The 12,666-nt window shown below is 72.5% G+C and carries 6 protein-coding genes, 2 tRNA genes and 1 pseudogene; 7 read left to right on the top strand and 2 right to left on the bottom strand.

Going from position 1 to position 12,666, the window contains the following annotated elements; genetic code table 11:
* Positions 1-69 precede the first annotated feature (69 nt).
* Both Q0283_RS14675 and Q0283_RS14670 read right to left on the bottom strand, forming a co-directional pair.
* Complete coding sequence (locus tag Q0283_RS14675; RefSeq protein WP_298045329.1) at positions 70-1,884, bottom strand: polysaccharide pyruvyl transferase family protein; 1,815 nt, start codon at positions 1,882-1,884, stop codon at positions 70-72.
* A 131-nt stretch (positions 1,885-2,015) separates the two neighbouring features.
* Positions 2,016-4,889: a polysaccharide pyruvyl transferase family protein gene (locus Q0283_RS14670; RefSeq protein WP_298045326.1), complete on the bottom strand. Its 2,874-nt coding sequence runs from the start codon at positions 4,887-4,889 to the stop codon at positions 2,016-2,018.
* A gap of 139 nt (positions 4,890-5,028) precedes the next feature.
* Here Q0283_RS14670 and Q0283_RS14665 point away from each other — a divergent pair, with 139 nt between their 5' ends.
* From Q0283_RS14665 to Q0283_RS14635, 7 genes and pseudogenes are all read left to right on the top strand, one after another.
* A complete protein-coding gene (locus tag Q0283_RS14665; protein ID WP_183524745.1) occupies positions 5,029-5,823 on the top strand; it encodes a fumarylacetoacetate hydrolase family protein in 795 nt (264 codons plus the stop codon).
* 45 nt (positions 5,824-5,868) lie between these two features.
* Positions 5,869-7,422 carry a glutamate--tRNA ligase gene (gene gltX, locus Q0283_RS14660; RefSeq protein WP_298045323.1) on the top strand — a complete coding sequence of 518 codons (1,554 nt, stop codon included), beginning with the start codon at positions 5,869-5,871 and terminating at the stop codon, positions 7,420-7,422.
* A gap of 150 nt (positions 7,423-7,572) precedes the next feature.
* Positions 7,573-7,644 (top strand) — tRNA-Gln (locus Q0283_RS14655).
* A 101-nt stretch (positions 7,645-7,745) separates the two neighbouring features.
* Positions 7,746-7,821 (top strand) — tRNA-Glu (locus Q0283_RS14650).
* Between the two features lie 234 nt (positions 7,822-8,055).
* Positions 8,056-9,807, top strand: a complete 1,752-nt coding sequence (locus tag Q0283_RS14645) for a dynamin family protein (RefSeq protein WP_298045368.1) — start codon at positions 8,056-8,058, stop codon at positions 9,805-9,807.
* Positions 9,804-11,522, top strand: coding sequence for a GTPase (locus Q0283_RS14640; protein ID WP_298045321.1), 1,719 nt, complete (start codon positions 9,804-9,806; stop codon positions 11,520-11,522). The genes Q0283_RS14645 and Q0283_RS14640 overlap by 4 nt, the downstream gene beginning before the upstream one ends.
* Positions 11,523-11,728: 206 nt before the next feature.
* Positions 11,729-12,007 (top strand): annotated as a pseudogene (locus Q0283_RS14635) (AIR synthase related protein); the annotation flags it as partial.
* Positions 12,008-12,666 lie beyond the last annotated feature (659 nt).

Below are 12,666 nucleotides of genomic sequence, written 5' to 3'. Positions count from 1 at the left end.
CGAGATACGGCCCGCCCCGGTGGCCGCTCCCGCGGGAGCAGCCACCGGGGCGGGCCGTCGCGGTCCTGCCTAGAGCCCCAGGCCCTCGCGCAGGGCGCCGGCGAGTGCGTCGCCGTCGAAGTCCAGCTCGACCGTGTCCGGCAGGCCATCGGCCAGGGACGGTGTGATGGGGGAATGGCGAGAGACCTCGAGGGGCGCCTGAGGCTCCAGCCCCACCGAGCGGAAGTAGTCCTCGAACTTCGTCCCGTCGCCGCTGATGGCCTCCGAGGCGTCCCCCATGACCGCCCAGCGAGCCGGGATGCCGTAGGCGTTGGCCACGATCACCCCGTGCAGGGACGTCGAGACGATCCGTTCGCACGAGGTGATCTGGTCCACCACCGACCGCAGGAAGCCCTCCCCGACGCCGCTGAGGCGGATGTCGGCCACGTCGTCCAGGTGCAGGTCGAGGTTGTCCTGCGAGACGTGCCTGATGAAGCCCACCTCGTGCTGCTTGGGTCCCTGGTGTCCTGAGACGAAACGGGGCAGCAGCAGGGCGGGGTCGCCGTAGACCTCCGGGCACGAGCCGCCTCCGGCCAGGACCTCCTCGCGGGTGACGGGGCCGCGGACGGCCAGGTAGCGGGCATTGGGGTCCATCGCGTCCCCGCGGCGCGGGGTCCCCGAACCCCAGACCGTCGACCGTTCCCGCGCGAACTTGATGACGGAACCGATGGCCAGCAGGCTACGGTCCCGCTGGCCGAAGGCCGGCGGCTGACCGGTCACCCATTCGACCACCCACGGGCTCAGCACATCGCCGAAGTTACCGGGGTAGGGGGTCTTCATCCACCACATCCTCAGGCGCCGGGCGGGTCCGATACCCAGGTCGCGCGCGCGCTCGTCCCGCCCGATCTCGTCGAGGAGCTCGGCCGCGCGGGCCGCGGCGGCACTGCTCGCGCCCGTCAGGACGTGCTCGGCCTCGCGCCGGGCACCGGCGAAGTCGTGGCGCTCCTTGAGGCGGACGGCGAGCTCCTGCCTCGTCGCATCCAGCGTCGGGTTCTCCTGGAGCTGACTCCGCAGCACCGCCACTGACTCCTCGTGCTGACGGTCCAGCTTGAGGTACCTCGATAGGCGGATCGCCGCGTCGGGATCCGTGGGCAGGGAGTCGAGGGACCGCTCCGCCAGCCGGATGGCAGCGAACCGGTTCCCGGCCTTCATGGCATCGACGGCCTCCGCGCCGAGCACCCGCGAACGGACCGCCGGGTTGTCCGCGGCGTTCTGGTGCTGCACCACCTGGTCGCGGAAGGAGCTGACATTGCCGCTGTGCCCGTGCAGGAAGACACTCCGATGGGTCGGCGTCTCGGTCGGGCGCAGCATCATGTCCGGCGGCAGCAGGCCGACGGACAGGGGCAGCTCATGACGGCTCCACGCCTCCTGGAGGATGTAGTCATCCGTGACCCGTTCCTCGGTCTCACCCTCGATGTCGAGCATGAGGTCCAGGAAGTCGCTCGCGGCCTGCGTGGGACCGAAGTAGAGGTAAGACGGCACCCAGAAGCGTGCCGTCTGATACGGGTCGTACTCGCGGATGTAACGGAACCGGCCGCCGAAGCCCACGAGGTCGAAGTGAGAACCTCGAAGCACCTCCGGCAGGCCGACCAAGCGGGTATCGACGTCCACCCACAGGATGGCCCCGAACCGGTCGTGCATCCGGCGGTAGAAACCGATCTTCTCTCGGGTGATGGCACCCCAGTCCAGGCCCTCCGCAGGCAGTTCCTCGATGTGGTGCGGCATCCCCAACCGCTCACAGTCCTCCCGGAGGCGGGCGGCGGCGTCGTGGTAGTACTGGTCACCGGCGTAGAAGCTCACCAGCGTCGGGAGGGGTTGCTGACCGTATGCGGGGAAGTCACTCATAATTCCTCAATCTACTCATGGGGGAGACCCGGGCCGGTCAGGCGTGCCGCCCGGCGCGTGACACGGCGCCGCGGCCCACCCCGGTCGAGGGCGGGCCGCGGCGGAAGGCGGCGGAGGGACGTCTGGGCGGGTCAGGAGGCCTGGATGGTGCCCGCCGAGGCGGACAGGACCGGCCCGAGGCCCTCGGCGCTGTCCGCCACCGAGACGAGCTGCAGCTGGACGGCGGAGGCCTTCGGCCACGCCTTCGAGGCGAAGGCGGTCTTGGCGACCCGCAGCCGGAAGGTGAACGGCAGGGCCACGCCGGCCTGGTGCACGAGGTGCAGCACCACGGTCCCGTGGTCGCGGGCGAGGTCCAGGGAGAAGATCCGGCCCGCCACCTCGATGTCCACGAAGATCTTGCCCACGGCCTTGGGGTTGGACCAGTCCGAGGTCAGGGTGAACCCGAGGTCCTTGACGCCCTCGCCCTCGATGTGGAGCTCTCCGTCCCAGCGCAGTTCCATGCCCTTGCGGGGCTTGGTCACCGGCAGGTGCAGGGCGATGTCGAACGCGCTCGCCCGGAAGCGGCCCACCGGCCGGTTCGACGGCACGGGGATGCCCACGCCGGCGGGCTGCAGGCCGACGAACCGCGTCGGCTGGGGCGCCTTGCGCAGGGCCGGCACCCCGGTCCCCACGGCGTTCTCCGCCGGGACCTCGTAGACCGCCTGCGGCGTGGGGGAGTCGGCGATCATCCGCGCGGACACGGCCAGGCACTGCTCCGCCTCGGCGCGCAACCGCGCCAGGGCGGTCAGCGTGGACTCGGAGAACCCGGCCCGGCCGGCCTGCAGACCGTCGCGGACCCGGCCCGTGAGGGCGGTGCGGTCCACGGTCAGCGGCAGGCACCAGTCGCCGCGCTCGACCTCGTCGAAGTGACGGCCGACCTTGGGGTCGTAACCGAGCCCGACGACGGGCACCCCGCAGCGGTGGGCCACCAGGGCCGCGTGCAGGCGCATCGCCACCAGCAGGTCCATGGCGCCGTAGAGCGCCACGAGGGTGTCCAGGTCCAGGGGCCCCTCGGGGGTCCAGGTCTCGGAGCCTTCCGGCAACTGCTCGAACACGCGCTCGATCGCCGCGACGTCGAAGGCCGCCCCGGACTGCATGGGCACCGAGACGTAGAGCGGGGCGGGGCCCCCGGCGGGCGTCGCGTCCGCGAGGGCACCGGCCACGGTGGCCGCCACGGCGTCCATGTCCTCGTGCGCCCACGGGCGCAGGTTGACCCCGATGACCGGCCGGCCCTCCTCCCGGGCGCGGGCGACGGCGGCCGGCAGGGACTCGCGGACGTCCTCGGCCGCCGGCAGCGGGACGGCGTGGACGACGTCGGGCCCGGTGGTGATGCGGTCGGCGTCGACCGGCAGGGAGCGCAGCAGCTCGGCGGACTCGGGGTCCCGGACGTACAGCGACGAGGTCTGGTTCGCGAGGTACCGCACGGTGGCCCGCGCGTCCTCGTCGGTCAGCGGTCCGACGCCCATGCCGACGACGTGGTAGGGCTTGTCGAGCACGCGTCCCATGAGCGGCAGGATGCCGAAGCCGGCCATGGAGATGGTGGCCCCCGTGAACAGGCCGAGCAGCCCGCCGGCCCGCTCGAAGGTGTAGTCGTGCCAGAGCCCGCCGCCGCCGACGACGACCGCGGCCGCAGTGTGCACCTCGTAGGCGGCCGCGTTGAGGTTGCGCCGCGTGAACGCCTGCAGGCCGTGGGAGGCCTCCACCCGCTGCGCGTTCTCCGCGGCCACCTGGACCTGCACGGCCGGGTCCGCCCGGTGCAGGGCGTGGGACACCGACTTCAGGATCAGCTCGTCGCCGATGTTCCCGGCTCCGTAGAAGCCCGCCAGGATGACCTTCTTCGCCCGCGGCAGCGACTCCGAGAGCGTGCGGGACAGGGTCTCGCGGCGCTCGGCGTCGAGCCACGGGAAGGAGGCCTCGTCGAGGGAACGGAAGGTGGAGAACAGGTCCATCCAGCGGTGCTCGTACAGGTGGTTCTCGACGACCCGGCGGAACCCGTTCTCCGCGATCCGGTCGTACTCCTCGGGGTGGTCCAGGAGGAAGCGGATCTGGCGGGCCAGGTCCTCCTCGTCCTCGTAGCCGATGATCTCCTCGCCGTACTCGAAGAAGTCGGCCATCTCGTCGAAGTTCCCGGTCGCCACCAGGGCGCCCTGGCCGGCGGACTCGAACACGCCGCACTTGATGTTGATGAACCCGGCACGGGTCAGCGGGAAGTTGACGTGGATCCGGCCGCCCTTGAGCGCCTGGACCATCTCCGTCCCGGCCACGGGCTCGGACCCGGGCAGCTCCCAGCCGCGCCCGTAGGTCTTGACGTCGAACTGCCGGTCGAGGGCCGTCATGACCTTGTTGCGGTCCGGGCGGTCGTGGGCGTGACCCAGGCAGATGACGTCGTGCTCGAACTCGGGGGCGGTCTTCACGTCCTGCGTGACGAAGCCGCGGTCGATCCCGAAGGGCAGGTACACGGTGTTCACCACCCCGGCGTCCCGGTACATCTGCAGGGCCGTCTGGGAGTTGGTGGTGTGGACGTCGAAGGTGTGGACGTGGTCCTTCACGGAGGGGAAGACGTCCGGGTCGGACAGGGTGGTGCCCACGAGCATGATCCCGCGGTCCTTCAGGAGACGGGCGTCCTCCTCGGTGAACACCATGCCGCCGGCACACAGGATGATCATCTGCGGCCGGAACTCGTCGACCATGTGCTTGATGCGGTCGTACGGGACGTAGATGGGTCCCATGCCGCCCATGGCCCCGTGGGGGTTGTCCAGGATGCGGTGCTGGGAGGTGTCCACCTGGAGCACGTGGTGCCCGAGGTTGCGCAACGAGCGGTACAGGGAGGAGACGATGTCGGTGGTGCCGTTGATCGACTTGCCGAGGAACATGATCCGCCAGTGGAAGCCCTGGTCGAAGACTTTCGTGGAAAGTTCCCGGCGGAGGTGCTCGATGGTGGGATTCACGGTCCTGCTTTCACTCATGCCTGTGTGATGCCCGGCGGATGATTCCCGTCACGGGTGGGCCCGGGCCCGGCCTCGCGGCCCGGCCCCAGTATTCCACAGGGGCGGGGGCCCTCTGCCGGGGTGCCCGGCCCCGCTGCCGTGCCACTAGGCTCGGGGCATGCGCATCGCCCGTTTCGTCGCCCAGTCAGAGCCCGCGTACGGCATCGTCGAGGGGGAGCCGGACGCCCCCCTGGAGGAGCTGACGATCACCGAACTGCACGGTGACCCGTTCTTCCAGGGCATCCATCCCACCGCCACGCGCCACGCCCTGGCCGACGTGCGGCTGGTGGCCCCCATCATCCCGCGGTCCAAGGTGGTGGGCGTCGGACGCAACTGGGCGGGCCACGCCGCCGAGCTCGGCAACGAGGTTCCGGACCGCCCCCAGTTCTTCCTCAAGCCCAACACCTCCGTGGTCGGACCGGGGGAACCGGTCACGCTGCCGTCCTGGTCCGAGGAGGTCTCCTACGAGGCGGAACTCGCGGTCGTCATCGGGACCATCTGCAAGGAGGTCCCGGTGGACCGCGTGGACGACGTCGTGTTCGGCTACACCGTGGCCAACGACCTCACCGCCCGGGACGCGCAGCGCGCGGACCTGCAGTGGGCCCGGGCGAAGGGCTTCGACGGCGCGTGCCCGCTGGGGCCGTGGATCGAGACCGGTCTGGACACCTCCGCCACGGAGGACCTGCGCATCACCATGACCCTGGACGGCCGGACCGTCCAGGACGGCACCACCGCGGACATGGTCTTCGGCGTCCGTGAGATCGTGGCCGCGGTCTCCGAGGCCTTCACGCTGCTGCCCGGGGACGTCATCCTCACCGGGACGCCGGCCGGCGTCGGCACCGTCGAGGCGGGCCAGCGCACCGAGGCGACGGTCGAGGGGATCGGCACCCTGGCCAGCGTCTATCGCCGCTGAGCGCCGGCCGCGCCGGCCGGCGTCGATAATAGACTGGCAGTCATCATGACGACTGCACACTCCGCCACGGCCCCCGCCGACATCCCCGCCGTCCCCGCCGACGCCCCGGTCCGCGTCCGTTTCTGCCCCTCACCGACCGGAACCCCGCACGTCGGACTCATCCGCACCGCCCTGTTCAACTGGGGCTGGGCCCGGCACACGGGCGGGACCATGGTGTTCCGGATCGAGGACACCGACGCCAAGCGTGACTCCGAGGAGAGCTACCAGCAGCTGCTGGAGGCCATGTCCTGGCTCGGCATCGACTGGGACGAGGGCGTGGAGGTGGGCGGCCCGCATGCGCCCTACCGCCAGTCCCAGCGCGGTCAGATCTACCAGGACGTGATCGCCCGGCTCAAGGACGCCGGGTACATCTACGAGAGCTTCTCCACGCCGGAGGAGATCGAGGCCCGCCACCGTGCCGCGGGCCGGGACGCCAAGCTGGGATATGACGGTTACGACCGTGACCTGACCCCCGAGCAGGTGGCCGGGTTCCGCGCCGAGGGCCGCCAGCCCGCGCTGCGCCTGCGCATGCCGGAGGAGGACATCACCTTCACGGACACGGTGCGCGGTGAGATCACCTTCCAGGCCGGTTCGGTCCCGGACTTCGTGGTGGTGCGCCCGGACGGTTCCCCGCTCTACACCCTGGTCAACCCCCTGGACGATGCCCTGATGGAGATCACGCACGTGCTGCGCGGCGAGGACCTGTTGTCCTCCACGCCGCGGCAGATCGCGCTCTACCGGGCCCTATACGCCATCGGGGTGGCGAAGTACATGCCCGCGTTCGGCCACCTGCCGTACGTGATGGGGGAGGGCAACAAGAAGCTGTCCAAGCGGGACCCGCAGTCCAACCTTTTCCTGCACCGCGAGCACGGGTTCATCCCCGAGGGCCTGATCAACTACCTGGCGCTGCTGGGCTGGTCGCTCTCGGCGGACGAGGACATCTTCACCCGAGAGCAGTTCGTGCAGCACTTCGACGTGCACCACGTGCTGGCCAATCCGGCCCGGTTCGACGAGAAGAAGGCCACCGCGATCAACGGGACCCACGTGCGGATGCTGGACGGCCAGGACTTCCGCGACCGGCTGGTGCCCTACCTGCAGCAGGCCGGTCTCGTGTCCGACCCGTTGACGGCGCGCGAGGGCCAGGTCCTCGACGCCGCCGCCCCGCTGGTGCAGGAGCGCGTGGCCCTGCTGGGCGAGGCCGTGGACATGCTCGCCTTCCTGTTCCAGGCCGATGACCAGATCACGACGGCGGACGGGGCCCTCAAGGGCATGCCCGCCGACCTGGGCGGCGCCCTGGCCGCGGCGCGACGCGGACTGGCCGGGATCGAGGACGGTGACTGGAGGACCGAGGCCATCGAGGCCGCGCTGCGGCGTGAGCTGATCGACGGGCTCGGCCTCAAGCCGCGTCAGGCCTTCGGGCCCGTGCGGACCGCCGTGTCCGGCAAGAAGGTCTCGCCGCCGCTGTTCGAGTCCCTCGAGATCCTGGGGCGGGACTCCGCCCTGGCGCGCCTCGACCGGTTCGCGGCAGAGCAGGCCGCCCGCACCACGGACGCCGGCTGAACCGGGGCCCGGCCGGGGTGACGGAGCCCACCCCGGCGCCGTTTTGTCATCGGCGCCGATCGCCGGTATAGTAAACACCCGTGCCAGGGAGACCTGGTGCGGATGGCCCAAGGGAATCCCGGGTGACCGGATCATTCACTTGACAGCCATTGGGGTATGGTGTAATTGGCAACACAACGGTTTCTGGTACCGTCATTCTAGGTTCGAGTCCTGGTACCCCAGCGGATTTCACCGATTTGGTGAAAGCCCCCAGAGTATGAAATACTTCTGGGGTTGCCCGGAGAGAAACGCCAGTCAGGCGGGACTTGACGGACAACGGTGACGGCCCCATCGTATAGCGGCCTAGTACGCCGCCCTCTCACGGCGGTAACGCGGGTTCGAATCCCGCTGGGGTCACCACGAGCAAGAGGCCCGGTCCATCAGGACCGGGCCTCTTGCGTTCCCCGGCACCTCCGTCCCGGGTGTCATGATGGGGTGGTGAGCACACCCTTCACGCCAGCAGCCCCCGACGCCGGTTCCCCGGACGAGCCACTGGCAGGATCCCCGGGGGCAGGACTGCCGGTCGCACCGGAGGCGCCGGTCCCCGCAGCGGGCGGTTCCGCGGACGCCGCCCCCCGGATCGCCGCCGAGGCCGTGGACCTCCTGGGCCGGCTCCGGACAGAACTGGATGCGGTCCGCCTGCCGCTGGCCGTGGACGGGGCCGCGGACACGGAGGCCGTCCGCCGGTCCGCCGTCGGCCAGCTCGACGACTACGTCCTGCCGCGCTACCGCAGCCTCGACGCCCCGCTGCTGGCCGTCGTCGGGGGATCCACCGGGGCCGGGAAGTCGACCCTGGTCAACGCCCTGGTGGGCCACCCCGTGACCCGGGCCGGTGCCATCCGCCCCACCACGCGGCAGCCGATCCTGCTGCACCACCCGGACGACGTAGAGTGGTTCACCACCGCTCGGGTTCTGCCCGGGCTCTCCCGGACCACCGGCCACCGCGCCGATCCCGGTGCGCGGCCGCCGGCCGAGCGGGCGGGCGTGGACCCCGACCCCCAGGCCACGGACACCCTCGTGATGGTCGCCGAACCGCAGCTGCCCCCCGGACTGGCCCTGCTGGATGCCCCGGACATCGATTCCATCGCGGACGAGAACCGGCGGCTGGCCGCGCAGCTGCTCTCGGCGGCGGACCTGTGGATCTTTGTCACCACCGCCAACCGCTACGCGGACGCGGTGCCGTGGGAACTGCTGCTGGACGCGGCCGCCCGGGACATCACGGTCGCCGTCGTCCTGGACCGGGTGCCGGCCGGAGTCGAGGACGAGGTGGCCACCGACCTGTCCGCACTGCTGGGCCGGCGTGGACTGGGCGGGGCCGAGCTGTTCGTCGTCACCGAGTCACCACTGGACGCGGACGGCATGCTGCCGGCCGGTACCGCCGCGCCGCTCCAGCAGTGGCTGGCCGCCATAGCCCACGACGCCGGCTCCCGGTCCGAGGTGGCCCGCCGCACCCTCAACGGGGTGGTGCGGCAGCTCGCGGACAAGGCCGAGGGCATCGCCCAGGCCGAGGACGACCAGCGCGAGGCGGCCGCACGGCTGACCGGTGCCGTGGAATCGGCCTACGGACAGGCCCGGGAGGGGGTGCTGGCGGCCACCCACGACGGCACCCTGCTGCGCGGAGAGGTGCTCAGCCGCTGGCAGGACTTCGTGGGCACGGGCGAGTTCTTCCGGTCCCTGGAATCCGGCATCGGGCGCCTGAGGGACCGGATCACCGCCTTCCTGACCGGCCGGCCCGCGCCACCCGAGGCGGTCGAGACCGCCATCGAGACCGGACTGCACGCCGTGCTCGTGGAACAGGTGGCCGCCGCCGCCGAGGAGTCGGAGGACCGCTGGCGTCAGGACGCCGCCGGCCGGGCACTGCTCGAGGGCCGGGACCTGTCCCGGGTGCCGGAGGACTTCCCGGACCGGGCCGCCGCCGAGATCCGCGGCTGGCAGCAGGACCTGATCCGGCTCATCGAGGACGAGGGCGCGGGCAAGCGCACCATGGCCCGCGTGACCGCCCTGGGCGTGAACGGAGTGGCGGTGACCCTGATGATCGTGTCCTTCGCGTCCACCGGAGGGCTGCTCGGCATCGAGGTCGGGATCGCCGGCGGAACCGCTGTGGTGGCCCAGAAGCTGCTGGAGTCGATCTTCGGCGAGGACGCCGTGCGCCGCCTGGCCCGGCGCTCGCAGCAGAACCTGGCGCAGCGGGTCAGCGACCTGCTGGTCCATGACGCCCGGCGTTTCACCGTCCTGCTGGACGAGGTCCGTGAGGACGAGGAGACGGAGCACCTGCGGGCGCTGGTCCCCGGACTGCGCCGGCTCGGCGGCTCCGGCACCTCCGTGACCGGGGAGGCCGGGGCATGAGCCGCGACGGACGGGACCTGCGCGAGGGACAGGACCTGCGCGCCGTACCGGCGCCCCGGGACGGGACACCCCTGGACCGCAAGCTGGCCGCCCTCCGGACGGCCACGGACCTGGGGGAGGGCCGGTTGCCCGACCAGGCGCTCGCGGCCGCCCGCCAGGTGGTGGACCACGCCGGCCAGCGCCGCCGGCTCTCGGCGGAGCACACGGTCGTCGGCTTCTTCGGCGCCACCGGGTCGGGGAAGTCCAGCCTGTTCAACGCCGTCACCGGCCACGCTCTGGCCCGGGCCGCCGCCACCCGCCCGACCACCTCGGAGCCCATGGCCGCGGTGTGGGGTGCCGAGGGCGCCGGCCCCCTGCTCGACTGGCTCGAGGTGAACCAGCGGCACGTCCTGGACGGGCCGGCCGCCGGCACCGACCTGACTACGTGGTGGGGTCGGCGGCGGGAGTCGGGCGGGTTGATCCTGCTCGACCTCCCGGACTTCGACTCGATCGCGGCCGGTCACCGCAGGACCGTCCAGCGGCTCGTGGGCCAGGTGGATGTGCTGGTCTGGGTGGTGGATCCCCAGAAGTACGCCGACGCCGCGCTGCACCGGGAGTTCCTGGAACCCCTGGCCGCACACCGGGCCGTCACCCTCGTGGTGCTCAACCAGGTGGATCGCCTCGCCGGTCCGGACGTCGAGCGGGTCGTGGCCTCGCTGAAGGACCTGCTGGCCCGGGACGGACTGGTCCGCGTCCCCGTCTACCCGGCCTCGGCCACCACGGGGGCCGGTGTCGACGCCGTGCGGACCGCCATCGCCGAGGTGGCCGCCCAGCGCTCGGCCGCCACCGAACGACTGCTGTCCGACGTGCGGACCGCCGCCCGCGCACTGGGGTCCGAGGACGCCGGAGGCGTGCCGGCCGGCGTCGGCAAGGGGGCCGAGTCCCGGCTCGTGGACGCCCTGGCCGAGGCCTCGGGAGCCTCCACCGTGGTCCGGGCCGTTGCCCAGTCCTACCGTCTCGAGGGGGGCCGGCGCACCGGTTGGCCCGTGGTGCGGTGGATGGCCCGCGTGCGCCAGGACCCGTTGCGCCGGCTGGGCCTGCGCCGCGGTGAGGGTGCCGCCCCCGGGGCCACGTCCGGCGCCGACGACCCCCGTCTGCACCGCACGTCCCTGCCCGAGCGCAGCCCGGCCCAGCGGGCCCAGGCGGACGGGGCGGTCCGGGCCTTCGCCGACTCGGCCAGCGAGGGCGCGCCGGACTCCTGGCGGTCCTCGATCCGCCGGGCCGCCCGCAGCCACGCGGAGCAGCTGCCCGATGAGCTCGACCAGGCCATCACCTCGACCGATCTCCGGGCCGGTGCCACCTCCTGGTGGTGGCATCTCGTCAATGTCCTGCAGTGGCTCGCCCTGCTGGCGGCCGTGGCCGGACTGGCCTGGCTCGGGGTCCTGGCCCTGGCGGCCTACCTCCAGTTCGACCTGCCCCCCGCCCCGGACGTGGAGGGGTTCCCCATCCCCACCCTGCTGGCGGCCGGCGGGCTGGCCTTCGGCATCCTGCTGGCCCTGCTCGCGGCCCCGCTGGTGCGCCTGGGCGCCCGGGCTCGTGCCCAGCGGGCCCGACGCCGGTTGCGTGCGGCGATCGCCGAGGTCGCCGCCCAGCGGATCGCAGAACCGGTGCGCCAGGAGATCAACCGCTACGGGCGGTTCCGGGAGGCGCTGGCGGCGGCCAGCGGGCGGCATTGAGCACCGGTCAGCAGGCGCGGTCGCGGGGCAGCACGGGGGACCGGACGGTCGGCGGCCTCGGTGAGGCCGGGATCCTGCGCATCCTGAACCGCCGCTTCGCCGTCCTGCCGGCCGCGGGGGACTGGCCCGAGGGTACGGTGGGGCCCGGGGACGACGCCGCGGTGGTGTCCGCCCCGGACGGACGGTTCGTCATCTCCACCGACGCCATGGCGCAGGACCGGGACTTCCGCCTGGACTGGCCGGCCGTCTCCTGCGGGGCATCCCGTGGCGGGGGCGGGGACGACGTCCGGGGTTTCGCCGGGGGGTACTCGATCGGCTGGAAGGCGGCGGCCCAGAACCTGTCGGACATGAACGCGATGGGGGCGGACGCCACCGGGCTGCTGCTGGCCCTGACCATGCCGCACACCACGGGGGTGTCCTGGATCGACGGTCTCGCCGCCGGGATCGCCGGGGCCGTGAGGCGCCTGGGGGCCCGGCGGTGCCGGGTCGTGGGCGGGGACCTGGGCTCGGACGACCGGATCACCCTGGCCATCACGGCCACCGGAGACCTCGGCGGCCGCCCCGCGGTCCGGCGCGCGATGACGCCCACGGTGTCCGCGGCGGACCCCGTGGACCTCGTACTGTGCGGGCGGGCCGGCTGGGCCGCCGCCGGACTCGCGGTGCTGGACACCTCCCGGGAGGAGCTCCTGGACCGGCTCCGGAGGGGCGCCCCTGGAGTCCGGCGGCTGGCCGCCCGGGCCGCGACGGCCCAGTTGCGCCCGCGCCCCGTGCTGGGGGCGGGTCGACGTGCCGCCGAGGCCGGGGCCCTGGCCATGATGGACGTCTCGGACGGCGTGGCCAAGGACGCCGGGCGGCTGGCGCTGGTGAACGGCCGCCGCGTCGAGCTGGATCCGGACTGGGTGCGCTCCGACGCCGCCGTGCTGGACCCCCTGGCGCGAGCGCTGGGCCAGGACGCCCGGGACTGGGTGACGGCCGGGGGTGAGGACTACGGACTGCTCGCCGTCCTGCCGGCGCGCACCCGGATCCCCCACGGCTTCCGGCGCGTCGGCCGCCTCCTCCCCGGCGACCTGCCCGGGGTGGATCAGGGTCTTGCCGTCGAAGCCCATCTCCCGCCCCTGCCGGCACTCGGCGAGGAAGCCGTCGA

Origin of the sequence: uncultured Citricoccus sp., assembly GCF_937871995.1 — a bacterium.
In the GTDB taxonomy this organism is placed as follows: domain Bacteria; phylum Actinomycetota; class Actinomycetes; order Actinomycetales; family Micrococcaceae; genus Citricoccus.
Note: the sequence above shows the minus strand (reverse complement) of the source record. Positions and strands in the feature narration are given on the sequence as shown.

Coding starts and splice junctions, on each gene's coding strand:
- Q0283_RS14640 (WP_298045321.1), top strand. CDS start 9,804: ATGAGCCGCGACGGACGGGACCTGCGCGAGGGACAGGACCTGCGCGCC.
- Q0283_RS14665 (WP_183524745.1), top strand. CDS start 5,029: ATGCGCATCGCCCGTTTCGTCGCCCAGTCAGAGCCCGCGTACGGCATC.
- Q0283_RS14670 (WP_298045326.1), bottom strand. CDS start 4,889: ATGAGTGAAAGCAGGACCGTGAATCCCACCATCGAGCACCTCCGCCGG.
- Q0283_RS14675 (WP_298045329.1), bottom strand. CDS start 1,884: ATGAGTGACTTCCCCGCATACGGTCAGCAACCCCTCCCGACGCTGGTG.
- gltX (WP_298045323.1), top strand. CDS start 5,869: ATGACGACTGCACACTCCGCCACGGCCCCCGCCGACATCCCCGCCGTC.